This window comes from Micromonospora sp. NPDC005686 (genome assembly GCF_042871665.1).
Lineage (GTDB): Bacteria > Actinomycetota > Actinomycetes > Mycobacteriales > Micromonosporaceae > Micromonospora.
Genome location: NZ_JBIAIY010000002.1, coordinates 467812 through 490221 on the forward strand (window position 1 = coordinate 467812; position 22410 = coordinate 490221).

23 protein-coding genes are annotated in these 22410 nt (G+C 72.3%); 15 read left to right on the top strand and 8 right to left on the bottom strand.

Going from position 1 to position 22410, the window contains the following annotated elements; all coding sequences use genetic code 11:
* Nucleotides 1-42 precede the first annotated feature (42 nt).
* Both ACFYON_RS06065 and ACFYON_RS06070 read left to right on the top strand, forming a co-directional pair.
* Nucleotides 43-1161: a glycerophosphodiester phosphodiesterase gene (locus tag ACFYON_RS06065; protein ID WP_357707237.1), complete on the top strand. Its 1119-nt coding sequence runs from the start codon at nucleotides 43-45 to the stop codon at nucleotides 1159-1161.
* Nucleotides 1162-1402: 241 nt separating this feature from the next.
* Nucleotides 1403-2158 (top strand): phage Gp37/Gp68 family protein, encoded by a 756-nt coding sequence (locus tag ACFYON_RS06070; protein ID WP_357707238.1) that lies wholly within the window; start codon nucleotides 1403-1405, stop codon nucleotides 2156-2158.
* A 24-nt stretch (nucleotides 2159-2182) separates the two neighbouring features.
* On the opposite strand, the gene tcmP is transcribed toward ACFYON_RS06070, so the two are convergent.
* Together tcmP and ACFYON_RS06080 are read right to left on the bottom strand one after the other, a co-directional pair.
* Complete coding sequence (gene tcmP, locus ACFYON_RS06075; RefSeq protein WP_357707240.1) at nucleotides 2183-3358, bottom strand: three-Cys-motif partner protein TcmP; 1176 nt, start codon at nucleotides 3356-3358, stop codon at nucleotides 2183-2185.
* A 227-nt stretch (nucleotides 3359-3585) separates the two neighbouring features.
* Nucleotides 3586-3816, bottom strand: a complete 231-nt coding sequence (locus tag ACFYON_RS06080) for a winged helix-turn-helix domain-containing protein (RefSeq protein ID WP_357707243.1) — start codon at nucleotides 3814-3816, stop codon at nucleotides 3586-3588.
* 283 nt (nucleotides 3817-4099) lie between these two features.
* Between ACFYON_RS06080 and ACFYON_RS06085 the strand changes: the two genes are divergently transcribed.
* From ACFYON_RS06085 to ACFYON_RS06115, 7 genes are all read left to right on the top strand, one after another.
* Nucleotides 4100-4402: a DivIVA domain-containing protein gene (locus ACFYON_RS06085; protein WP_355014791.1), complete on the top strand. Its 303-nt coding sequence runs from the start codon at nucleotides 4100-4102 to the stop codon at nucleotides 4400-4402.
* 323 nt (nucleotides 4403-4725) lie between these two features.
* Complete coding sequence (locus tag ACFYON_RS06090) at nucleotides 4726-5928, top strand: substrate-binding domain-containing protein (protein ID WP_354874237.1); 1203 nt, start codon at nucleotides 4726-4728, stop codon at nucleotides 5926-5928.
* Nucleotides 5929-5932: 4 nt separating this feature from the next.
* The gene (locus ACFYON_RS06095) at nucleotides 5933-6676 is read left to right on the top strand and encodes an ABC transporter ATP-binding protein (protein WP_184688734.1); all 744 of its coding nucleotides are present in this window, start codon (nucleotides 5933-5935) and stop codon (nucleotides 6674-6676) included.
* Complete coding sequence (locus ACFYON_RS06100) at nucleotides 6676-7404, top strand: ABC transporter ATP-binding protein (RefSeq protein ID WP_354874239.1); 729 nt, start codon at nucleotides 6676-6678, stop codon at nucleotides 7402-7404. Before ACFYON_RS06095 ends, ACFYON_RS06100 begins: the two co-directional genes overlap by 1 nt.
* Nucleotides 7405-7462: 58 nt before the next feature.
* Entirely contained in the window at nucleotides 7463-8353 is an 891-nt protein-coding gene (locus ACFYON_RS06105) for a branched-chain amino acid ABC transporter permease (protein WP_302905485.1), read from the top strand.
* Nucleotides 8350-9468, top strand: coding sequence for a branched-chain amino acid ABC transporter permease (locus ACFYON_RS06110; protein WP_354874242.1), 1119 nt, complete (start codon nucleotides 8350-8352; stop codon nucleotides 9466-9468). Before ACFYON_RS06105 ends, ACFYON_RS06110 begins: the two co-directional genes overlap by 4 nt.
* 131 nt (nucleotides 9469-9599) lie before the next feature.
* Nucleotides 9600-10349 carry an SDR family oxidoreductase gene (locus tag ACFYON_RS06115; RefSeq protein WP_354874244.1) on the top strand — a complete coding sequence of 250 codons (750 nt, stop codon included), beginning with the start codon at nucleotides 9600-9602 and terminating at the stop codon, nucleotides 10347-10349.
* A gap of 53 nt (nucleotides 10350-10402) precedes the next feature.
* Here ACFYON_RS06115 and ACFYON_RS06120 read toward each other — a convergent pair whose 3' ends face one another.
* A complete protein-coding gene (locus tag ACFYON_RS06120; protein ID WP_355093528.1) occupies nucleotides 10403-11203 on the bottom strand; it encodes a hypothetical protein in 801 nt (266 codons plus the stop codon).
* Between the two features lie 165 nt (nucleotides 11204-11368).
* Between ACFYON_RS06120 and ACFYON_RS06125 the strand changes: the two genes are divergently transcribed.
* The 4 genes from ACFYON_RS06125 (at nucleotide 11369) to ACFYON_RS06140 (ending at nucleotide 16727) form a co-directional block, all read left to right on the top strand.
* Entirely contained in the window at nucleotides 11369-13132 is a 1764-nt protein-coding gene (locus ACFYON_RS06125) for a BTAD domain-containing putative transcriptional regulator (RefSeq protein WP_354874248.1), read from the top strand.
* Nucleotides 13129-15249, top strand: coding sequence for a DEAD/DEAH box helicase (locus tag ACFYON_RS06130; protein WP_354874250.1), 2121 nt, complete (start codon nucleotides 13129-13131; stop codon nucleotides 15247-15249). The genes ACFYON_RS06125 and ACFYON_RS06130 overlap by 4 nt, the downstream gene beginning before the upstream one ends.
* A gap of 133 nt (nucleotides 15250-15382) precedes the next feature.
* Nucleotides 15383-15613: a heavy metal-associated domain-containing protein gene (locus ACFYON_RS06135; RefSeq protein WP_354874252.1), complete on the top strand. Its 231-nt coding sequence runs from the start codon at nucleotides 15383-15385 to the stop codon at nucleotides 15611-15613.
* Entirely contained in the window at nucleotides 15606-16727 is a 1122-nt protein-coding gene (locus ACFYON_RS06140) for a hypothetical protein (protein ID WP_387256811.1), read from the top strand. The genes ACFYON_RS06135 and ACFYON_RS06140 overlap by 8 nt, the downstream gene beginning before the upstream one ends.
* Before the next feature lie 25 nt (nucleotides 16728-16752).
* Here ACFYON_RS06140 and ACFYON_RS06145 read toward each other — a convergent pair whose 3' ends face one another.
* Nucleotides 16753-17172: a helix-turn-helix transcriptional regulator gene (locus ACFYON_RS06145; protein WP_026268433.1), complete on the bottom strand. Its 420-nt coding sequence runs from the start codon at nucleotides 17170-17172 to the stop codon at nucleotides 16753-16755.
* Between the two features lie 232 nt (nucleotides 17173-17404).
* Between ACFYON_RS06145 and ACFYON_RS06150 the strand changes: the two genes are divergently transcribed.
* On the top strand, nucleotides 17405-17794 hold the full coding sequence (locus ACFYON_RS06150) for a hypothetical protein (protein ID WP_354874256.1): 390 nt from the start codon (nucleotides 17405-17407) through the stop codon (nucleotides 17792-17794).
* A gap of 8 nt (nucleotides 17795-17802) precedes the next feature.
* Here the strand turns inward: ACFYON_RS06150 and ACFYON_RS06155 are convergent, their stop codons facing one another.
* Both ACFYON_RS06155 and ACFYON_RS06160 read right to left on the bottom strand, forming a co-directional pair.
* Nucleotides 17803-18951: an SAM-dependent methyltransferase gene (locus ACFYON_RS06155; RefSeq protein WP_354874258.1), complete on the bottom strand. Its 1149-nt coding sequence runs from the start codon at nucleotides 18949-18951 to the stop codon at nucleotides 17803-17805.
* Nucleotides 18952-19132: 181 nt separating this feature from the next.
* The gene (locus ACFYON_RS06160) at nucleotides 19133-20809 is read right to left on the bottom strand and encodes a DEAD/DEAH box helicase (RefSeq protein ID WP_354874260.1); all 1677 of its coding nucleotides are present in this window, start codon (nucleotides 20807-20809) and stop codon (nucleotides 19133-19135) included.
* 269 nt (nucleotides 20810-21078) lie between these two features.
* Here ACFYON_RS06160 and ACFYON_RS06165 point away from each other — a divergent pair, with 269 nt between their 5' ends.
* Entirely contained in the window at nucleotides 21079-21312 is a 234-nt protein-coding gene (locus ACFYON_RS06165) for a hypothetical protein (protein WP_354874262.1), read from the top strand.
* A 92-nt stretch (nucleotides 21313-21404) separates the two neighbouring features.
* On the opposite strand, the gene ACFYON_RS06170 is transcribed toward ACFYON_RS06165, so the two are convergent.
* Together ACFYON_RS06170 and ACFYON_RS06175 are read right to left on the bottom strand one after the other, a co-directional pair.
* Nucleotides 21405-21632 (bottom strand): DUF3107 domain-containing protein, encoded by a 228-nt coding sequence (locus ACFYON_RS06170; protein WP_013288692.1) that lies wholly within the window; start codon nucleotides 21630-21632, stop codon nucleotides 21405-21407.
* Nucleotides 21633-21697: 65 nt separating this feature from the next.
* Entirely contained in the window at nucleotides 21698-22336 is a 639-nt protein-coding gene (locus ACFYON_RS06175) for a TetR/AcrR family transcriptional regulator (protein ID WP_354874265.1), read from the bottom strand.
* Nucleotides 22337-22410: the final 74 nt, after the last annotated feature.

The following is a 22410-nucleotide window of genomic DNA, read 5'->3' on the forward strand; positions in this document are numbered from 1 at the left end:
ACCCGGTCTGCTGTGCGTACCCATCGACGACAGGAGACGGCGTTGCGACGTACCCTTTCCACCCTCGGCGTGGCCGGCGCGCTGCTCGCGGCGGCGGCAGTGGTGGTGCCGGCAGTGGCCGCCCAGGCCGGCCCGGACCACCATGCCGAGCGTGCCCACGCGCCCCAGCGGCCGATCGTGATCGGCCACCGCGGGGCGAGCGGCTACCGCCCGGAGCACACCATCGAGGCCTACCGGCTCGCCATCCGCCAGGGCGCCGACTTCATCGAGCCGGACCTGGTCTCGACGAAGGACGGCGTCCTCGTCGCGCGGCACGAGAACGAGATCTCCGGTACGACCGACGTGGCCGCCCGCACCGAGTTCGCCGCCCGCAAGGCGACGAAGACCATCGACGGGGTGACTGTCACCGGCTGGTTCACCGAGGACTTCACGCTGGCCGAGCTGAAGACGCTGCGGGCCAAGGAACGCCTGCCGCAGGTGCGGGTCGCCAACACCGCGTTCGACGGCAGGTTCGAGATCCCGACGTTCCAGGAGGTCATCGACCTGGCGCGGGCCGAGTCGAAGGCGCGGGGCCGGACCATCGGGGTCTACCCGGAGACCAAGCACCCGAGCTACTTCGCGGCGATCGGCCGCCCGCTGGAGGAGCCGCTGGTCGCGGTGCTGCGCCGCAACCGGCTCACCCACCGCGCCGACCCGGTGTTCGTGCAGAGCTTCGAGACCGCCAACCTGCGCAAGCTCGACAAGATGATCGACGTGCGGCTGGTGCAGCTCATGGACGCGACCGGCGCCCCCTACGACTTCGTCGCGGGGGGCGACAAGCGGACCTACGCGGACCTGGCCACGCCCGCCGGACTGGCCTGGATCTCCCGGTACGCCGACGGCGTCGGCCTGAACAAGAACCTGATCGTGCCCCGCGACTCCGCCGGCCGGCTGCTCGCGCCGACCCCGGTGATCCGCGACGCGCACCGGCAGAAGCTCGCGGTGCACGCGTGGACGTTCCGGGCCGAGAACCAGTTCCTGCCGGTGGACTTCCGCATCGGCACCGACCCGAACGCGCGTGGTGACATCACGTCCGAGTACGAGCTGTTCCTCGACCTGGGTCTGGACGGCGTGTTCAGCGACCACCCCGACACGGCGGTGGCCGCCCGAGCCGGCCGCTGACCACCGCGTCCGTGCGGGAGATTCGCTGATCCGGTGACTCGAAGGGGTGAGGGTGTCCGGAAGTGTCCGGGCACCCTCACTGCTTCTCCTCTCGGCAATCACGCCCAGCGCCCCCGCGACCCGGCCACCGGGAATTCGTTCAGCACAATGAAGGCGAGAGATCGGTCGGAAAGCTGCCGCGCCCTTCCCATGCGTACGGATGTTCGACAGGATGGGCACTTCGCGACCGGAAGGAGGGCGCATGGCCGACAAGAGCGCCATCGAATGGACGGAAGCAACCTGGAATCCCACCACCGGTTGTGACCGCATCTCCGACGGCTGCGACAACTGTTACGCGTTGACGCTCGCGAAGCGCCTCAAGGCCATGGGCTCCACGAAATACCAGACCGACGGCGATCCGCGCACCTCTGGTCCCGGGTTCGGTGTCGCCCTGCACGCCGATGCCCTGGACATTCCTCGCCGCTGGCGTGACCCGCGCACCGTTTTCGTCAATTCCATGTCAGACCTTTTTCATGCCCGGGTCCCCCTCGACTATGTGCAACAGGTGTTCGCCGTGATGCGCGAGACGCCACGGCACACCTTCCAGGTGCTCACCAAGCGCGCTGCGCGACTGGCGAAGGTCAGCCACCACCTCGACTGGCCGGCGAATGTCTGGATGGGTGTGAGCGTCGAGAACGGCACGTACCGAGAGCGAGTCGATCAGCTGCGGGAGGTGCCGGCTGCGGTGCGCTTTATCTCGGCGGAGCCGTTGCTCGGTCCGTTGTCAAACCTAGATCTCGACGGCATCGACTGGTTGATCGCAGGAGGAGAGTCCGGGCAGGGCTGCCGCCCGATGGATCCGGCGTGGGTCCGTGACCTACGGGACCAATGCAGGTCCGCCGGCACTGCCTTCTTCTTCAAGCAATGGGGCGGGCGCACGCCGAAGGTTGGGGGTCGGTTGCTGGACGGCCGCACCTGGGATGAGATGCCATTGCCCCGCACGCTCGCGTCAGCCTAGGGGCGCAGAGGCCGGGCCACCACGTCACGGGCGCCAGACGACTTCTTTCCAAAAGTCGCCCGTGCCAGGGCAGCTGATCTGTTCTCGCCGGTACAGCGCCTTGACGGCTTGCCGCACGTGAGGGGCCCAGGCCTGTCCGAGCACCTCACCGTAGACCTCAGGCACGTGATCAACGATCTTGCAAGACCTATGCCGTTCCAGCAGTTTCATGAGGTTCCGCTCGATCGTCCCGGACCAGCGCTGGGCGTTCTCGGCCTTGTACTGCTCGGCATCGAAGACGGGGCCGTCGCCGAACAAGGTGTCAGCCAGGTGATCGTTTCGGCGTAGCTGTTCCTTCACCCAGGCCTCCTCCCACTCGACGCCGGCCTTACCCAGGGTGTCGGCAAAATGCCAGGCTCCTTCGCCGTGCCTTGTGAACAGGGTGAGGACGTACTTCGGCGCGAGGCCGGGCCGTGGCCGCACGGGCATCCGCACCGCCTGATAGTCCGATCCCTCGGCGAGGTTTCGGGCGTACCTGTCCGCGACCCGCAATGCGACGTCCGTGGCGCGCTCGTCATCTTGCGAGTCGGACACCTGGGCGAAGTAGCTGCGCCACCAAGCCCCGCCGAGGAACCGATCCAGTCGCGCGGCGGTCTTCTGCTCGCTCCCCGACAGGCCGCCCGGCCTTTGACCTGCGACGTGGACGGCACGCCCCATGCGCGCCACCGTGGAGACGCTGAAATGGAGCAATACCTCGGTGGGGGGCCAACTGGGCCGACCGAGCAGCCGGGTGCGAATCAGGTCGAAGTCGAGGGCTGGGCCGAAGGGATCGAGAAAGGCGAAGAGTGAGGCGCCCTTGGCCCGAGCCAACAACTCGGGGAGGTGCTGGTCGAGGCTGCCCTGACGCAGTTCACGTTGGACCGGGCCACCCTTCTCGCGGAGGACCTGCTCCAGGTTCGCGTAGCTGTCCGGGTCTTGCTCTACAAAGAATCCCAGTACGTCGCGGAAGCCCTGAACGAACTCGGCACACCGGGACAGGAGCAGGGGTGAACCCGGCTCCCCGCCGTCGTACTCGCCCCTGCCGGCGTAGCCGTCCAGGAAGACGATCGGGTTGCCCTGGCCCGTCTTGGACGCGAACACCACTGGATAGCGCTTGAGGATGCCGTGCTTGAGGACGGCGGCTGCCTTCTTGGAGCGGAAGAATTCGTCGTTTGCGGACAAGAGCCCTCCCCGCAGCACTCGCTTTCAGTGATGCGAAGATAGCGCTACGTAACTGCTCTCGTGGGCCGTGCTTTGGTCGCTCGAGGGTGCTCGAACCGCCAAGCATGCCCAGTGAGCAGCCGTGATGTCCTTGGCCGGATGCGCAAGGCGGCGGGACGGAGTCCATGATCTGACTAAACGGTGGTCGGCTGCCCCGGTGGTGCGAGATTCAAGATCCGGTGCGAGGCCTAGCGGGTAGGCGGCTCGGCTACATACGTGCCGCGGCCGGGCTGGCCGGTGATCAGCTCGCGATCGTGCAGCAGTGACATCGCGCGGTATGCGGTGTTCATGTGGACGCCGTAGGTCTCGGCCAACTCGCGCGTGGAGGGCAGCCGGTCGCCCGGCTTCAGTTCGCCACTCTTGATCTTCGCGGCGATGTCGTTGGCGATACGGCGGAACGGTGCTTCTGCTGTGGGCATGGTGGGGACTCCGGTTGGTTCGGCGAATCCGATCCTGCCCTACCTGCACAAGTAACTGCAACAAGTCGCCCAGCGCGTCGAGAGTGGAGGCTCGCGCATAACCAGATACTGGTGTAGGTTGAGTCGCGTCCGGCTCCGGTTGGTTCGGCAAACCTCGGGAGTCGGACCCGGATTGGGCTCCGGGGTCGTACCGCCGAACGGGCTGCGGTCTCGGTGCCGGCGACCCGCCCGCGTCCCCTGTCTGCGGGCGGGTCGCCTCCACGGCTCGGTGAGGAGGATCGGCGTGCGAAACGTGCTCAACCTGTTCCAGTCGGCGCGGCGAAGCCGCCCCGGGAGGCCGCCGAACGAGGGCTGGTACCGCTCGGAGTCGTGCCGGCCGCTGAGCGTCGGACAGGTCCGCGAGCGGCGGTTCCGCACGGTGCGGCGCGGGCTCGACCCGGCGGAGGTGCACGCCTTCCTCTACCGGGTGGCGGGTGACCTGGCGCTGGCCCGGCGCGACGCGTCCCGGTACGCCGAGGAGAACACGCGCATCAAGGCGGCGCTCAAGAGTTGGCAGTCCCGGTTCACGCCGGGCGCGCAGCGGTGAGCCGGGAGCGGTTCGTCGTACACCTGCCGGTGCTCGCGGCCGACCTCGACGGCGCGCGGGGGTTCGCGCGGGCGGCCGACCATGACGGGGCGTGCGGCGGGCGGTGACCGGGGCGCGATGGCGTGGGCCGACACCGCCGGCGGTGTGTGCGTGGTGAGTGCGGCCATCCGGGGTCGGCGCGGTTACGTGGCGATGTCCGGCGTTGTAACGAGCGGCCATCCCGTCACGGGTACTTGTGTGCGCCGACCACATAGCCCGTGGGTGACGTCACTTCTAGCGTGAGCCGACAACTGACATTCCCCCTGTCCTCACCTGGAGTCGCTATGACGATCCGGCACACGCGACGGGTGTTCCTTACCGCAGCCACCTCGGTGGCGGTCGCTCTGGCCGCCACCGCCTGTGGCAGCCCGCAGGACACCGCATCCGGCGGCGGCGACGCCGCCCCGGTCAAGGTCGGTCTGGTCTACTCCCAGTCCGGGCCGCTCGCCAGCTACGGCAAGCAGTACATCGAGGGTTTCAAGGCCGGCCTCGACTTCGCCACCAAGGGCACCGGCAAGGTCGGTGACCGCACGATCGAGGTGACCGAGGCCGACGACGCGGGCGACCCGGCCAAGGCCGTGTCCGCCGCGAAGGACCTGATCGGCAAGGGTACGAAGATCATCGCCGGGTCCACCTCGTCCGGGGTGGCGCTCCAGGTGGCGCCGATCGCCGCGCAGAACAAGGTGCTGTTCATCTCCGGCCCGGCCGCCACCGACGCGGTGACGGGCGCGAACAAGTACACGTTCCGTTCCGGCCGCCAGTCCTGGCAGGACGTGGTGACCGCCCGGTCGTTCATCGGCGACGCGGGCGGCAGGAAGGTTGTCGTGTTCGCGCAGGACGGCGCGTTCGGCGACGCGAACGAGGCCGCCGTCAAGGCCGTCATCGGCGGCGCCGGCGCGAACGTGAGCAGCGTCCGGGCCCCGGCCAGCGCCACCGAGTTCACGCCGTTCGCCAGCCAGATCAAGGCCGCCAAGCCGGACCTGCTCTTCGTCGCCTGGGCCGGCACCACCGCCGGCGCCATGTGGCAGACGCTCGACCAGCAGGGCGTCCTCGCGTCCACCACTGTCGTCACCGGCCTGGACATCCGCGCCTCCTGGCCGACGTTCGGCGCGGCCGGCAGCAAGATCTCGTTCCTGTCGCACTACTTCGACGGGGCCAGCGACACCGAGGCCGCCAAGGCCGCGAAGGCGAAGGTGCCGGGCGGCACGCTCGACCTGTTCCACCCGGACGGGTTCGCCGCCGCGCAGATGGTCGTCCGGGCCGTGCAGGAGGGCGGCGACGACGTGGAGAAGATGGTCAAGGCGCTGGAGGGCTGGGAGTTCGAGGGCGTCAAGGGCACCATGAAGATCCGCGCCGAGGACCACGCCCTGCTCCAGCCGATGTACCAGGCCAAGCTCTCCGGCAGCGGCACCACCTTCACGGCGACCGCGCAGAAGTCGCTCACCGGTGACGAGAGCGCGCCGCCGGTCGCGCAGATGAAGGGCTGAGGAGGTGCTCGCCACCCGCGGTCTGACCTGGCGGATCGGTGAGGTCGCCATCGTCGACTCCGTCTACCTCGATCTGGCGCCGGGGGAGTTCCTCGGCGTGATCGGGCCCAACGGCGCCGGCAAGACCTCCCTGTTCAACCTGATCACCGGCCTGCGCCGGCCCACCGAGGGCACGGTCCTGCTGGACGGCGCGGACATCACCGCGCTTGCGCCGCACCGGCGGGCCCGGCTCGGCCTGGGGCGTACCTTCCAGGCGTCCTCGGTCTTCGGCTCGCTGACCGTGCGGGAGAACGTCCGGCTCGCCGTACAGGCACACCGGGGTGGCTCGATGAAGCTGTGGCGGCGGGCGGCGGCCGACCGGGAGGTGGCCGCCGCCGCCGACGCGGCGCTCGACCGGGTCGGCCTGCACCACAGGGGTACGGCGCTCGCCGGCACCCTGGCCCACGGCGAGAAGCGCAAGCTGGAGATCGCGCTGCTGCTCGCCGGTGAACCCCGGGTGATGCTCCTGGACGAGCCGATGGCCGGGGTGAGCGCCGAGGACGTGCCCGAGCTGGTCAGCGTGATCAAGTCGTTGACCGGCGACAGCGGCCGGGCGGTGCTCATGGTGGAACACCACATGGACGTGATCCTGGAGCTGGCCGACCGGATCGCCGTGATGCACCACGGCGCGCTGCTGGCGTGCGACACCCCGGAGACGGTGATGGCGAACGCCACCGTGCAGGAGGCGTACCTGGGGGAGGCCCTCTGATGGTGGAACCTGTCCTGTCCGTCGAGGGCCTGTCCGTGCGGATCGCCGGACTGCACATCCTCCAAGGGGTGTCGTTCGAGGTCGCGCCCACCGGCGTCACGGTGCTGCTCGGCCGCAACGGCGTCGGCAAGACCACCACGCTGCGCGCGATCGTCGGGCTGACGCCGCGCGGCGGCGAGGTGCGCGGGACCGTGCGGATGGGCGCGCGGAGCCTGCTCGCCCGCCCCACCCACCGGCTGGTCCGCGACGGCCTCGGCTACGTGCCGGAGGACCGCTGCGTCTTCGCCGCGCTCACCGTCGCGGAGAACCTGCGGCTCGCCGAACGGCGGGGCGTCGCGCCCGCGTACGACAAGGTCTTCGCGCTCTTCCCGGAGCTGGAGCGGCGCGGACGGCAACGGGCCGGCTCGCTGTCGGGCGGGCAGCAGCAGATGCTCGCGATCGGCCGGGTGCTGCTGAACGACAACCGGCTGCTGCTGGTCGACGAGCCGACGAAAGGGCTGGCGCCGAAGGTGGTGACCGAGGTGGCCGAGGTGCTGGAACGGGTGGCGGAATCCGTGCCGGTGCTGCTCGTCGAGCAGAACCTGGCGGTGGTACGGCGGCTGGCGACCGACGCGGTGGTGCTCTCCGCCGGGAAGGTCGCCTGGACCGGCGACGCCCAGGAGTTGCTGCTGGAGACGGCGCTGACCAAGTCGCTGCTCGGTGTCGGTTCGGCGGAGGTGCATCGGTGAGCGCGAGGAGTGAGCCGGGTTTGCGAGCCCCGCAGTCGCGAACGAAAGGTGGCACAGCGTGAACACAGTGGTCCTGCTGACGCTGACCGGGCTGGGACTGGCGGCGCTGTACTTCCTGGTCGCCTCCGGCCTGTCCCTGGTGTTCGGCCTCGCCGACGTGCTCAACTTCGCGCACGGGCTGTTCCTCGGCGTGGGCGCGTACGCGACGTGGTGGGCGGCGGGCAACCTGCCCGGCGCCGGGCCGGACGGGCTCGGGTTCGTGCTGGCAGTCGTCTTCGGCGTGCTGGCCGGTTCGCTCGTCGCGGTGCTGGTGGAGCTGGTGCTGATCCGGCCGCTCTACTCCCGCACCATCGAACAGGTGCTGGTCACCGTCGGCCTGTCGCTGGCCGGTGTGGCGCTGCTCCAGGCCACCTGGGGCGCCGATCCGCGACCGTTCCCGCGCCCGGACTGGAGCCGGGGCGTCACATCGGTGCTCGGCGCCCAGGTGCCGAACGCCGGACTGCTGCTGATCGTCGCCGCCGCGGTGGTGCTCGGCGCGCTGCTGGCGTTCCTGCGCTGGACCCGGTACGGCCTGATCATCCGGGCCGGCGTGGAGAACCGGGAGATGGTCACCGCGCTCGGCATCGACGTGCGCAAGGCGTTCACGCTGGTCTTCGCGATCGGCGGGGCCGCCGCCGCGCTGGCCGGTGCGCTCGGCGGCGTCTACTTCGGCACGGTCTCGCCGGGGCAGGGCGGCTCGCTGCTGATCTTCGCCTTCATCGTGGTGGTGATCGGCGGGATGGGCTCGGTGGTCGGGTCCGCGTACGCGGCGGTCGCGGTGGGGCTGCTGCAACAGTTCGTCAACTACTACGGCACGTCCGGCCTGGGCGACCTGTGCGTGGTCGGTCTGCTCGCCGTGGTGCTGCTGCTGCGTCCGCAGGGCCTGGCCGGAAAGGTGGCTCACGCATGACCGAGGTCAAGAGCGCCGATGCGCCGGCACCCCCGGCGGCGGTGCCGGACGAGCTGACCCCCGGCCACGCCCGCTGGCACGGACTGCGCCCGTACCTGCCGCTGGTGGCGCTGGTGGTGGCGGCGATCCTGCCGTACTCCACACTGCACCTGCCCGGGATCTTCGAGGGGCCGCTGAACTCGCCGGGCACGCTGCAACTGCTCGCCATCTGCCTGGTCTTCGGTGGGCTCGCGGCCGGCTACGACCTGCTGTTCGGGCGTACCGGGATGCTCTCCTTCGGCCACGCGCTCTACTTCGCCGCCGGGGTGTACGGCACGGACATCCTGGTCACCAAGGCCGGGCTGCCGCTGTGGCAGGCCGGCGTGCTGACGGTGACCGGCGGCACCACGCTCGCCGCGCTGCTCGGCGCGGTGGCCCTGCGTACCGTGGGCATCGCGTTCGCCATGGTGACGCTGGCGTTCGCGCAGGTCGGGGCGATCCTGGTGGCCCGCGACTTCGGCGGCCTCACCGGCGGCGAGGAAGGGCTGCCGCTGGACGTGTCCGGGCTGCCGTCTGCGCTGGTGGGCGTGACGAACACGGTGAACCTGTACTGGCTGGCGCTGGCGTACCTGGTGATCGTGGTCCTCGTGGTGCACCGGGTCAGCGCCTCGCCGACCGGGCGGGTGCTGGCCGGGCTGCGCGACGACGAGCGGCGCATCGGGGTGCTCGGGCTCGATCCGTACCGGTTCAAGCTGGTCGCGTTCACGCTCGCCGGTGGTCTCGCGTCCGCCGGTGGGGTGGTGTACGTGCTGATCGTCGGCGGCGCCAGCCCGCACATCACCTCGTCGGAGCTGACGCTGTCGCTGCTGGTCATGGTGGTGCTCGGCGGACCCGGCACGCGGTGGGGGCCGGTGCTGGGCGGTGTCCTCTACATGTACCTGGATCACCGGCTCACCGCGTTCGGCAGCAGCGACGCGGTGAACAGCCTGCCCGCGTTCCTCAGCCAGCCGCTGAGCCAGCCGCTGTTCGTCCTGGGCACCGTCTTCATCCTGGCCGTCTACTTCTTCCCCGGCGGCCTGGCCAGCCTGCGCTCCCGCCTGACCCCCCTCCTGACCGCCCTCCGCCGCCCCCGCTGACCCCTCCCGCCTCTGCCCCACCCCTGCCCCGGCGATCATGAAGTTAACGCCGCGACACGCCGTGCCCGATGGCGCTAACTTCATGATCGCCCGGGGTAGGGCCGGGACGGGACGCGGGAAGGGGAGACCTCATGGGGGATCGGCGGCTTGCGGTTGTCAGTGGGGGTGGGACCGGGATCGGGGCTGCTGTGGCGCATGGGCTCGTCGGGGACGGGTTCGACGTTCTTGTCGTGGGGCGGCGGGCCGGCGTGCTCGAATCGGCTGCGCGGCGGATCTGTGACGAGAGCGGGCGGGACGGGGCGGTCACCGCTGTCGCTGCCGATCTGACCGAACCGGGGCAGGTCGGTGCGGTGGTGGAGGCCGTGGGGGAGCGCGCGGTGGACGCCGTGGTCAACAACGCCGGGGGCTACCTCGGCGGGGCGACCGACTCGCTCGGCGGGGTGGCGGACTGGTGGCGGGCCAACCTGGACGCCAACGTGCTGACCGCCGTGCTGCTCACCGAGGCGCTGCTGCCCGCCCTGCGCCGTCCCGGCGGCCGGGTGGTCCTGCTCAGCTCGATCGCCGCGCAGCGCGGTGGCGCCGGGCCGTACTCGGCCGCGAAGGCCGCGCTGCACGGCTGGGCGTACGACCTCGCCGCCCAGCTCGGCCCGGAACAGATCACTGTGAACGTGGTCAGCCCCGGCTACGTGGCCGAGACCGAGTTCTTCGGCGACCGGATGACGCCGGAGGGGCACGCCAAACGGGTCGCCGCCACGCTCGTCGGCCGGGCCGGTGTGCCGGACGACATCGCGGCGGCCGTCCGTTACCTGGTCGGCCCGTCCGCCGGGTACGTCACCGGGCAGGTGCTCGGCGTCAACGGCGGCTCGGTGCTCGGCCGCTGACACGCCGAAGGGGCGGCGGCCCCCCGTGTGGCCACCGCCCTCGTCCGTCGTCGTCAGCCGTTGAGCATCTCGTACGCCGTCGCCGGCGCCTTCTGCACCTGCGCGCCGGTCGGCGCGCTGATCTTCGGCGCCTTGCCGAAGTCGTAGTACTTGGCGACCAGCTTCATCGCCTTCTTCTTGCCCGCGGCCGGCACGTTCAGGGTCAGCGAGGTGAGGTTCCCGTCCGGCCCGACCACTGCCGTGAACGGCACCTTCTTGGCCGCGTCACCGAGCGCGTCCACATCCACTGTGGTGAAGCTCTCGCGGATGTCGGCGTTCGCGGTCAGGTCGGCGAGCCCGGTGTACTTCCCGTCGCCCTGGTCCTCGACCGTCTCCGCGGTCCGGATGACCGCGGCCATGTTGGCCGGGTCGGCGTTCTGGTAGACCGGCACGTCGGAGGCTTCGTCGAGCTTGGTGCGGTCCAGGAGCATCCAGCGCTTCGGCAGCTTCATCATGTCCTGCAGGCCGGCCATTCCGGTGATCTTGACCCGCATCCAGATGTCCTCCTCGATCACGCGGAAGGTCATCCCCATGGTGAACTCCGGGTCCTTGCTCTTCTCCGACACGGACAGCTCAAGGCCGTGCGCCGCCGGGTCGACCACCCCGTCGAACTTGTCCGCGCCCTCGATGGTGGTGAACCGGAAGGCCGGGTCGTTCTCGTCCGGCACGGCGGCCAGCAGCGTGGCCTTCGGGTCGGCCGACGGGCTCGGCGCCGGTCCGGCGCTCTCGGTGGCGTCCCCCGTCCCGCACCCCGCGGACAGGACGGTGGTGGCCAGCACTGCCGTCGCGAGAGCCGCGATCCGCCGGAGGCTCACGACGGATCCGAATCGCTGCGTCATGGTGTTCGACTCACTTTCCCAGGTGGTTGTTGCCGGGTAAGTATCGCCAGACGTCACGGCGGCCTCGCTGCCGATATGCTGCCGTCCGACTGCCGTCGGCCACAGTGGGCGGCAGCAGCTGGTACGGGGGCGGAAACTCGCATGTCAGAGGCGCTGCGCTTCGAACTCCTCGGCCCGCAGCGGGCGTGGTATGCCGACCGTCCGCTCGATCTTGGCCCGGCCAAGCAGCGGGCGGTGCTGGCCGTGCTGCTGCTCGCCGCCGGCCGTCCCGTCCCGACCGGGCAGATCGTCGAGGCGGTCTGGCCGGACGAGGCGCCGGTGAACGGCCTCAACGTGGTGCAGAAGTACGTGGCCGGTCTGCGCCGGGTGCTGGAACCCGACCGCTCACCGCGTACCCCGGCCCGGGTGCTCACCCTCACCGACGCCGGCTACCTGTTGCGCGTGCCGCCCGAGGCGGTGGACGTGGTGCGCTTCGAGCGCGGCGTGCGGCGTGCCCGGGCGGCGCAGGCGCCCGGCCGTACGGAGGAGGCGCTCGCCGAGGTGAGCGCCGCGCTGGACCTGTGGCAGGGGGAGCCGTTCACCGGGTTCGCCGGGCCGTACTTCGACGCGGCCCGGCACCGGCTGGTGGAGCTGCGCGCGGTCGCGCTGGAGACGCGTACCGACCTGGAACTGGCCGCCGGCCGGCACGGCGAGCTGGTCGGCCGCCTGGTCGAGCTGGTCGCCGAGTTCCCGGTCCGGGAGCGGCTGCGTCAGCAGCTCATGCTGGCGCTGCACCGCAGCGGGCGGCAGGCCGAGGCGCTGGCCGCCTACCGCGACTACGCGGGGCTGCTCCGCGACGAGTACGGCATCGAGCCGGGCGAACCGCTTCAGGATCTGCACCGGCGGATCCTGCGCGCCGACCCGGACCTTCTGGCGCGTCCGGAGCGGGCCGGACCGGGCGGGCGGTGGTCGGGCGGCCCGGAGCCGCCTCCGGCCGCCGCCGATCACCCGGCGGGCGCACCGGCCCAGCTCACCGTTCCGGCTCAGCTCACCGTTCCGGTGCAGTTCACCGTCTCGGCGCAGCCGGGCGGTCCGCTCCCCCCGGCACCCTCAGCCGAGTCGCCGACCGGCCTGCCGGCCTGGGTCTCGCCCCCTGTCGCACCGCTGTTCGGCGCCGTCCCGCAGTCCAGGCGTCCCACCGGTGTGCCCGGGTGGCTGAGCGTCGCCGCGACGGTGGGTGGCGCGCTCACCGCCCTGTTCTCGTTCGGCATGCTCACCTGGCTGGTGGTGCTGCTGTACGGCTTCTGGCGACGCGGCTGGGGCAGCGTCGTCGCCGCGGTCTGCTACCTGACCGTGGCCGTGACGTTCCTGGTGGTCGTCGGTGGCAGCGAGTCGGAGGAGGTCACCGCGCCCGAGGGCACCATGATCGCGATCTGGCTGAGCGCCTGGGTGGCGGGCGTCCCGCACGTGGTGCTGCTCAACGGTCGGCTGCTCGCCTGGGTGCGTGGCCTCTGGCGCGGGCGGCCGTACGCCGACCGCAACCGGCTGCGCCGGGAGTACGCCCGTTACCTGCTCTACCAGTACCCGTCGGCCCGCAACGACCTGCGCATCGGGCGTCCCGACCTGCCCCGCGCGTACGACGACGGCGGACTGGTGGACATCAACTCGGTGCCGGATCCGGTGATCGCCGGGCTGCCGGGACTGACCCGGTCGCAGGCACAGCACGTGGTGGTCGACCGGCGGATGCGGGGCCCGTACACGTCGATGGAGGAGCTGGCCTCGCGGTGCCTGCTGCCGGCGGCGGCGACGGACTCGTTGCGCGAGCTGCTGATCTTCCTGCCGCCCGCACCGGCGCCCGCTTCGCCGCCCACGCCGCCGCCCGGTCCGCCGGTGGCGTCGGCCGTCCCTGGTAGAAATGCCGGATGAGTCAGGATCGGATGGCCGTCCGGGAGCGCGCCGAGGCGGTGCTGCGGCGGCTGGCGGGTGACCACGCCCGGCTGCGCGAGGACCAGTGGCGAGCAATCGAGGCGCTCGTTGTCGACCGGCGGCGGGTGCTCTGCGTGCAGCGCACCGGCTGGGGCAAGTCGGCCGTCTACTTCGTGGCCACCGCGCTGCTGCGTGAGAACGGCGAGCACGGGCCGACGGTGATCGTCTCGCCGCTGCTGGCGCTGATGCGCAACCAGGTCGAGTCCGCCGCCCGGGCCGGCATCCGGGCGCGCACCATCAACTCGGCGAACCTCGACGAGTGGGACGAGATCACCGCCGAGATCCACGCCGGGGCGGTCGACGTGCTGCTGATCAGCCCGGAGCGCCTGAACAACCCGGACTTCCGCGACGGTGTGCTGCCGAAGCTGGCGGCCACCACCGGGCTGCTCGTGGTGGACGAGGCGCACTGCGTCTCCGACTGGGGACACGACTTCCGTCCCGACTACCGGCGGCTGCGCACGTTCCTGGCCAACTTGCCCGAGCGCACGCCGGTGCTCGCCACCACCGCCACCGCCAACGCCCGGGTCACGCAGGATGTGGCCGAGCAGTTGGGTGACGCGCTGGTGCTGCGGGGCACACTCGACCGGGAGTCGCTGCGCCTCGGCGTACTCGATCTGCCGAGTCCGGCCCACCGCCTGGCCTGGCTGGCCGACCACCTGGACCGGCTCCCCGGCTCGGGGATCGTCTACACGCTCACCGTGGCGGCGGCCACCGAGACGGCCGAGTTCCTGCGCGGCCGGGGCTGGCCGGTCGCCTCCTACACGGGGCAGGCCGAGGACGCCGACCGGCGGGCCGCCGAGCAGGACCTGCTGGACAACAAGATCAAGGCGCTGGTCGCCACGAGCGCGCTCGGCATGGGCTTCGACAAGCCCGACCTCGGCTTCGTGGTGCACCTGGGTGCGCCGCCCTCGCCGATCGCCTACTACCAGCAGGTCGGCCGCGCGGGCCGGGCCGTCGAGCACGCCGAGGTGCTGCTGCTGCCCGGCGTGGAGGACGCGGCGATCTGGCGGTACTTCGCCTCGCTCGCCTTCCCGCCCGAGGAGCAGGTCCGCGCCGTGCTCGCCGCGCTGGACACCGCGCGGCCGATCTCCACGCAGGCCCTGGAACCGGTGGTCGACCTGCGCCGGACCCGGCTGGAGCTGATGCTCAAGGTGCTCGACGTGGACGGCGCGGTCCGCCGGGTGCGCGGCGGCTGGCTCGCCACCGGCGAGCCGTGGGTCTACGACGAGGCCCGGTTGCGGCGCGTCGCCGACGCGCGCGCCGCCGAGCAGCGGGCCATGCGGGAGTACGCCTCGACGTCCGGCTGCCGGATGCGTTACCTGCGGGAAGGGCTGGACGACACCGGTGCGCAGGACTGCGGGCGGTGCGACAACTGCGCCGGCCCGCTGTTCGACGCCGCCGTCTCCGAGCCGGCGCTGACCGCCGCGCAGACCTTCCTCGGGCGTCCCGGCGTGCCGATCCCGCCGAAGAAGCTCTGGCCGACCGGGTTGGAGGCGGTCGGCGTACCCCTGAAGGGCCGCATTCCCCCGGCGGAGCAGGCGCTGGCCGGCCGGGCCGTGGGACGCCTGTCCGACCTGGGGTGGGGCGGGCGGCTGCGTGGGCTGGTCGGGCCGGAGGCGCCGGACGGCCCGGTGCCCGACGACGTGGTGGCCGCGGTGGTCGAGGTGCTGAAGGCGTGGGCGCACGGCGACGACCCGTGGCCCCGGCGGCCGGCGGGCGTGGTCGCGGTCGGCTCCCGGACGCGACCGCTGCTGGTGGGCTCGCTGGCCGAGCGGATCGCCGCCGTGGGCCGGCTGCCGCTGCTCGGCCAGGTCGTCCCGGCCGGTCCGGCGGGCGGCGGCGGGCCGCGCGGCAACAGCGCCCAGCGGGTACGCGCGCTGCACGGCGCCTTCCACCTGCCGGACGAGCTGGCCGGCGCGCTGCCGGGGCTGGACGGTCCGGTGCTGCTGGTGGACGACCTGGTCGACTCGGGCTGGACGATGGCGATGGTGGCGCGGCTGCTGCGCCGGGCCGGCGCCCCGGACGTGCTGCCGCTGGCGCTCGCGGTGGCCGGCTGACCCGTCGCGGCCGTGCGCGGTCCCCGCGGTTCGCCGGTCGCGTGGAAAGTTCCCGGGCCGGGCGGAATGCGAGCGTCACCACCGTCGGCGGACCGTCGTCCGGCCTGCGTCCGGGCGGCGGTACCGTGGGGCCATGACCGAGCAGCGACCCGTCGTCGAGACGTACACCGTGACCGGGATGACCTGCGAACACTGCGTCAAGGCGGTGACCGAGGAGCTGTCCGCGCTGCCCGGCGTCGACGAGGTCCGGATCGATCTGACGAGCGGCACCGCCACTGTCACCAGCGAGGCGCCGTTGTCCGTCGAGTCCGTTCGCGCCGCGGTGGACGAGGCGGGTTACGAGCTGGTCGGCGGCGGTGCCTGAGTCGTCGTCGGTCACGTCCGGCACCGGCGTCGTCCCCGACGACTCCCGGGCCGGTTCCGACGCTCCCGCGGCAGGGCCCGGTGACGCGGCTCGGTCCGGGGACGCGGCTCGGTCCGGGGACGCGGCTCGGTCCGGGGACGGCACGGACGGCCGGGCCGGGGCGGCTGCGGCCGGTCCCGTGGCGGTGGACCGGGAGACGCTGCGGCTGGCCCTGGTGGTGGGCGGCCTGGTGCTCGCCGTACTGCTCGGTTTCGGCCTCGGGCGGATGAACGCGCCGGCCGACCCGGCCCGGCCGGCGGGCGCGACGACAGGCGGGGTCGCCACCGGCGCCGACGGCGGCGCGCACGCCCACTCACCCGGGACCGGCGCGCACACGCACGACGGCGCCACTGTCACCCAGGGCGGCGGCGACGGCGCGACCGGGCTGTCGATCACCTCGGCCGGCTACACGCTCGTGCCGTCGACCGAGCTGGTCGCGGGCCGCGCCGGTGAGCTGCGCTTCCAGATCCGCGACGACCAGCGCCGGGCGGTCACCCGGTACGCCGTCGTGCACGACAAGCCGATGCACGTGATCATGGTCCGGCGTGACCTCAGCGGCTACCGGCACCTGCACCCGACGATGGCCGCCGACGGCACCTGGTCGGTGCCGGTCACGCCGCCGGAGGCGGGCCCCTGGCGGATGTACGCCGACTTCACCACCGTCGCCGACGACGGCCGCCAGGTCGCCGTGGTGCTCGGCGCCGACCTGACCGCGTCCGGCGCGTACCAGCCCCGGCCGCTGTCCGCCGCCGCCACGTCGGCCACCGTCGACGGGTTCACCGTCGCCTACACCGGCACGCCGGAGGTGGGGAAGGCGGTGCCACTGCGGTTCCGGGTCACCGGCACCGACGGCGCGGCGGCGTCGCTGGAGCCGTACCTCGGGGCGTACGGGCACCTGGTTGCGTTGCGTAAGGGCGATCTCGGCTACCTGCACGTCCACCCGGAGCCGGTGCGCGACGGCGATGACGTGACGTTCTGGCTGACCGCGCCGGGGCCGGGAAGCTACCGGATGTTCCTGGACTTCCAGGTCGGCGGCGTGGTGCGGACCGCCGAGTTCACGCTGACCGTGACCTGAGCCGCAGGCCGTCGCGCCTGAGCGGTCAGCCGGCCCGGCGGACCGGGCGGCGGGCCAGATAGCGGAGCAGATCGCGGATGTGGTGCTTCTCCTCGGCGGGCACGTTCGGGTCGGCGAGCCGGTCCAGGATGACCCGCACATCGGCCTCCACCGGGCCGTCCTCGGCGCCCCGGCGGCGGGGCACCGGCCCGGCGTCGGGCAGGCCCAGCGCGCGGAACGCCGCCGCCACCGGCAGGTCGAGGGCGGCGCAGAAGCCGCGCACCTTGGCGAGTTCGGGATAGTCCTGCCAGTCTCCGGCCAGCCAGCGGAACACAGTGGAACGGCCCACGCCGGTGTGGGTGGCGAGGTCGGTCACCGTCCAGCCGCGTTCCTCGCGCGCGGCATCGATGGCCCGGCGTACGAAGCGCGCGAAGGCCATCTGCGGCGAAACGTCTGCAGAACCCATTCCTGGTGGATCTGTCCCCTTCCTCCGGTGGCCCGGCTCGCCCATCGAGCGTAGCCCGCCCGGCGTGAGAAGTAACCGCCTGATCGGCCCGGAGGGCACGCTGGCAGGACGATCAAATGCCGAACTGCCGTTCGGGTAATACACTTCGGGCAACAGGCTGAGGGACCCTGAGAAGCGATGGAGGAGAAGTATGGCCGAGCCGGACCGTTCCGTACCGCATCGCCCTGGCGCGGTGAGTCTCTTCTTCGTTGCCAAGGCCGCGGTGTTCGCGCTCGGCTTCTGGCTCTGGCTACTGGTGCTGGCGGTACGCGGCGGCGAGGCGACAGGCGTACACCTGATCGCCGCGACCGGCGCGATCTGCACCACGCTGGTCTCGGTGGTGCTCGGCGCGCGGATGGCGTTGCAGCGCAACGCCGCCGTCCGGCACGCCGAGCTGAAGCGGCTGCTCGTCGACATCTCGTGGAACGCCTTCGCCGCCGCCGGGAACGGCGAGCAGCGCGGGAAGGTGGTGCCGTTCCCGAGCGCCGCACACGACGTCGAGCACGCCCCGAACCGCGGTTCCGGCGAGCGGGTGTCGGTGCTGGACCGGGGTGACCGCAACCGGGGTGACCTGGGACGGTAGGCCGCCGGTCAGCGCGCCTCGGCCAGCAGCGTCTCCAGCCGGGGCGTGACGCCCCACTGGTCGACCAGTTCGCGATACTCGGCCCGCTGCCCGTCGGTCGGGGCGCCGGCCGTCCGCCGCGCCCGGATCAGCAGGTTGCGCGGCGTGTGCTGGGAGTCGACGAACTCCACCACCTCGGCGCGGTAGCCGTGCAGGCGCAGCAGCGCGGCCCGCACCGCGTCGGTGAGCACGTCGGCGAACCGTTCCCGCAGGATGCCCTGCCGGGTCAGCAGCTCGTACGGCGCGGGCGCCTGCCCGGCCCGCAACTGCGCGGCCAGGTCGTGGTGGCAGCAGGGCGCGGCGAGCACCCAGCGAGCCTCCCAGCGCACCGCCCGGGCCAGCGCCTCGTCGGTGGCGGTGTCGCAGGCGTGCAGCGCCAGCACCAGATCGGGCACCGGTTCGACTGCCGCCTCGGCGATGGTGCCGGCCACGAAACCGACCCGGTCGGACCAGCCCAGGCGCTCGGCCAGCTCGGTGTTGCGGCGGCGCTGGTCCTCGCGTACGTCCACCCCGACCAGTGTCACGTCCAGGCCGCGCTGGTCGAGGTAGCGGTAGGCGGCGAAGGTCAGGTACGCGTTGCCGCAGCCCAGGTCCACCACCCGCAGTGGGCCGGTGAGGTCGTCGGGCAGCGTGGCCGCGAGCGCGCGCAGGAAGGCGTCGACCTGGCGGCGCTTGGCCGCCGAGCCGCCGATCTCGCGGAACAGGGGATCACCGGGGTCGAGCAGCCATTCCTTGGCCCGGTCGTGCCCGCCCGGCTCGGCGGCCGGACGGCTGGCCGCCGCGCGGTGCACCTGCGCCTCGCCGGACTTGGTGACCCGGAGCTGGAGCGTGGTGTCGGCGGTCTCGACGTGCCAGTTGCCGAACGGCTCGGCGAGCAGCTCGTCGACCGCCCCGCCGGCCTCCGTGCCAGGCGCCACGTTGCGGGTGTGCGGTCGTGAGCCGTCGGTGACGGCGATCTGCAACCGGGGGCCGGCCTTCAGCGTGACCGGGCGCAGTTCCGCGCGGGCCACCGAGGGACGCTGCCCACGGCGGCGCCCGGCGGCGACCGCGCGGGTCAGCCCCGGCGCGAGCAGCAGCGCCCGCACCTCAGCCAGCGCCGACTCCAACGCCTCAGCCATCTGTACCTACCTCTCCTGGCCCTCGCCCCACCCGCCGACAGCCCGGCGATCATGAAGTTGGCCGGTGGCGCGCACGGCGTGTCGCGCCGTCAACTTCATGATCGTCGGATGATCCGGACGGTGCCGGGACGGGGACGGCCTCCCGGGACCGGGGTCCGGGAGGCCGTTTCCGTTGCGTTCGTCAGTCGGCGTTCGTCGCCTCGGCGGGCACGCCGGTGCCGCCGCCACGGCGCCGACGCCGGCGACGCGGCTTGCTCGCCGCCTCGCCCTCCGCGGGCTGCGGTGCGTCAGCGGCGGTCTCGGTCGCGCCCTCGGTGCCGATCACCGCGGTCGGCTCACCGGCCGTCGTCTCGCCGGCCCGGCGACGGCGCCGCCGACGCGGCGTACGCGAGGTCTCGTCGTCCCCGGCGTCGGCCTGCGGGGCGGACGAACCGGCGGACGAACCGCCCTCGCCGCCCCGGCCACGGCCGCGGTCACGGTCGCGGTCCGGGCCCTCGCCGCGGTCGCGACCCCGGCTGTCGCCGCGTCGCGCGCCCCGGCGCGACCGGCCACCGCCGCCCAGGTCCTCCTCGACCTCGGCGGACAGGCCGGCGCGGGTGCGCTCGGCGGTCGGCAGCGTGCTGCTGACCTCCGTCGGGATGTCCAGGTCCGTGTAGAGGTGCGCGGAGGTGTGGTACGTCTCCGGCGGCTCGGGCATGTCCAGCCCGAGCGTCTTGTCGACGATCCGCCAGCGAGGCATGTCGTCCCAGTCGACGAAGGTCACAGCGACACCCGTGGCCCCGGCCCGGCCGGTACGGCCGATGCGGTGGGTGTAGGTGTCCTGGTCCTCCGGGCAGTCGTAATTGATCACGTGCGTGACGCCGGTGACGTCGATGCCCCGGGCCGCGACGTCGGTGGCGACGAGCGTGTCGATCTTGCCGGCCCGGAACGCCCGCAGCGCCCGCTCGCGCGCGCCCTGCCCGAGGTCACCGTGCACGGCGGCGACGGCGAAGCCACGGAAGTCGAGATCCTCGGCGACCCGGTCGGCGGCCCGCTTGGTACGGGTGAAGATCATGGTCAGCCCGCGGCCCTCGGCCTGAAGGATGCGCGCCACGATCTCGACCTTGTTCATCGAGTGCGTGCGGTACGCGAGCTGCTTGGTCTGCGGCGAGGGGCCGGTCTCGGCGGTGTGCCCGGCGTGGATGGTCACCGGGCGGCGCAGGAAGCGCCGGGACAGCGCGACGATCGGGTCCGGCATGGTGGCCGAGAACAGCATGGTCTGCCGGTCCTCCGGCAGCATCGCCAGAATCTTCTCGACGTCGTCCAGGAAGCCCAGGTCGAGCATGCGGTCGGCCTCGTCGAGGACGAGCGCGCGGACCCGGTCGAGGCGCAGGTGCTTCTGCTTCTGCAGGTCCAGCAGGCGGCCCGGGGTGCCGACCAGGACCTCGACGCCCTTGCGCAGCGCCTCGATCTGCGGCTCGTACGCCACGCCGCCGTAGATCGGCAGCACCCGGACGCCCCGGGTGCGGCCGGCGGCGTCGAGGTCCTTGGCGACCTGGATGCCCAGCTCACGGGTGGGTACGACGACCAGCGCCTGCGGGACGCCGTCGCTGCCCTCGGACGGGGCGAAGACCCGCTCCAGCAGCGGGATGCCGAAGCCGAGCGTCTTGCCGGTGCCGGTCGGCGCCTGACCGATCAGGTCGACGCCGCGCAGCGCGATCGGCAGCGCGTACTCCTGGATGGCGAAGGCGCGGGTGATGCCGGCGGCGGCCAGCGCCTCGACGGTCTCCTGCCGCGCGCCGAGCGCGGCGAACGTGGGTGCCTCCGGGGGGACCGGAGCGGTGGGGGCCAGTGGCTGGCCGGAAATCTGCTCGCTCATATGGATCTGGGGGTGCCCTCTCGTGGTGCGCCCCTCAGGTCCTCAGGGCGCGATCGGTGTGGCGCGGGCCACGCGGTCAGGGGCGAATTCGCCGAGCCGGACCGGGCCGCACGCGCGTCGGGGACCGGCGTCGGTCAGCAAGTGACCGAATCGGTGCCCACGGCAATTATCTCATCCTACCTGAACGGTCACTGAGTCGTCCCGATTCCCAGGTGGTGGCCGTGCGCGCGGGGCATCCCGTTGTGACCTGAGTCACAGATGTGGCGCCCATGACCTGCGCTCGTGCCGGCGGCGAGCCCACCGCCCCCGACCTGCGTCGCCGCGCCGCGCTCGGCGAGATGGCCGCCGCGAGATCGCGCACCACCGGCGGCTCACCGGTCGGCTCCGCCGGCGACCGGGGCGCGCTCGTCGCGGTCATACGGGCGGACCGGTGGGGGGATGTGCCGGGGCTGCTGCGCCGGCTACCCGGGCGCATACCGGGATCTGCTCGGCGTGCGGGTTGACCGAGGCGCACACCGCGCGGACGGCAACCGCCGGGTAGAACAACTGAGCCGCCGTGGCGGGAGGCCCGCCACGGCGGCCGGTGCCGCGGGAATCAGCGAACGGTGAACCCGACGGCGCGGGGCGACGCCTCGGCGATCTCGACGTAGGCGACCTTGCCGACCGGCACGATCACGCGCCGGCCCTTCTCGTCGGTCAGGGAGAGGGTGCCCTCACTCTTGGCGAAGGCGTCGGTCACGATCTGCTCGATCTCGGCCGGCGACTGCGCGCTTTCCAGGACCAGCTCCCGCGGCGCGTACTGCACGCCGATCTTGACCTCCACTGTGCCTCCTCAACTGGGGCGAAAAAGCCACCGTGGGAAGGCTATCCGATCCGGTGGGCCGATGTTCAGGCTGACTCACCTTGCAGCGGGAAGCTGGCGATGCCACGCCAGGACAGGGCCGCGACCAGCGCCTCGGCCTCTCCCTTGGGCACCTGCCGGCCACCGGCCAGCCAGAACTGGGCGGCCGTCTCGGCGGCGCCGACCAGGCCCGAGGCGAGCAGTTCGGCGCGCGAGCGGCTGACCCCGGTGTCCGAGATGATCGTGTCGGTGATGGCCGCGATGCAGCCCTGCTCGACCCGCTCCACCCGCTGCCGCACCCCCGGGTCGTTGCGCAGGTCCGACTCGAAGACCAGCCGGAACGCCTCGCTCTCGTGGTCGACGAAGTCGAAGTACGCGCGCACCGCGGCGCCGACCCGCTCCTTGTTGTCGTTGGTGCCGCTCATCGCGGCCTGCACGTTGGCGACTATCGCGTCACAGTGCGTGTCCAGCAGTGCCAGGTACAGCTCCATCTTCCCGGGAAAGTGCTGGTAGAGCACCGGCTTGGAGACACCGGCCCGCTCGGCGATGTCGTCCATCGCGGCGGCGTGGTAGCCCTGCGCGACGAACACCTCCTGGGCGGCGGCGAGCAGCTGCTTACGGCGCGCCGAGCGGGGCAGGCGGGTGGGCCGACCGGCGGTCTGTGCACCGTTCCCCACTGCGGTCATCGGATCCTCCGAGTATCTGCGTACGAGCCGGCACGTATCACCCGAACCGGTCCGGGTCCGTGAACCCGTCGCGG

Bases quoted from the DNA above. Each gene is read 5' to 3' on its own strand.
- ACFYON_RS06070 (WP_357707238.1), top strand. From the start codon at position 1,403: ATGGCCGACAAGAGCGCCATCGAATGGACGGAAGCAACCTGGAATCCC.
- ACFYON_RS06080 (WP_357707243.1), bottom strand. From the start codon at position 3,816: ATGCCCACAGCAGAAGCACCGTTCCGCCGTATCGCCAACGACATCGCC.
- ACFYON_RS06090 (WP_354874237.1), top strand. From the start codon at position 4,726: ATGACGATCCGGCACACGCGACGGGTGTTCCTTACCGCAGCCACCTCG.
- ACFYON_RS06100 (WP_354874239.1), top strand. From the start codon at position 6,676: ATGGTGGAACCTGTCCTGTCCGTCGAGGGCCTGTCCGTGCGGATCGCC.
- ACFYON_RS06110 (WP_354874242.1), top strand. From the start codon at position 8,350: ATGACCGAGGTCAAGAGCGCCGATGCGCCGGCACCCCCGGCGGCGGTG.
- ACFYON_RS06115 (WP_354874244.1), top strand. From the start codon at position 9,600: ATGGGGGATCGGCGGCTTGCGGTTGTCAGTGGGGGTGGGACCGGGATC.
- ACFYON_RS06125 (WP_354874248.1), top strand. From the start codon at position 11,369: ATGTCAGAGGCGCTGCGCTTCGAACTCCTCGGCCCGCAGCGGGCGTGG.
- ACFYON_RS06130 (WP_354874250.1), top strand. From the start codon at position 13,129: ATGAGTCAGGATCGGATGGCCGTCCGGGAGCGCGCCGAGGCGGTGCTG.
- ACFYON_RS06135 (WP_354874252.1), top strand. From the start codon at position 15,383: ATGACCGAGCAGCGACCCGTCGTCGAGACGTACACCGTGACCGGGATG.
- ACFYON_RS06145 (WP_026268433.1), bottom strand. From the start codon at position 17,172: ATGGGTTCTGCAGACGTTTCGCCGCAGATGGCCTTCGCGCGCTTCGTA.
- ACFYON_RS06155 (WP_354874258.1), bottom strand. From the start codon at position 18,951: ATGGCTGAGGCGTTGGAGTCGGCGCTGGCTGAGGTGCGGGCGCTGCTG.
- ACFYON_RS06160 (WP_354874260.1), bottom strand. From the start codon at position 20,809: ATGAGCGAGCAGATTTCCGGCCAGCCACTGGCCCCCACCGCTCCGGTC.
- ACFYON_RS06165 (WP_354874262.1), top strand. From the start codon at position 21,079: ATGACCTGCGCTCGTGCCGGCGGCGAGCCCACCGCCCCCGACCTGCGT.
- ACFYON_RS06175 (WP_354874265.1), bottom strand. From the start codon at position 22,336: ATGACCGCAGTGGGGAACGGTGCACAGACCGCCGGTCGGCCCACCCGC.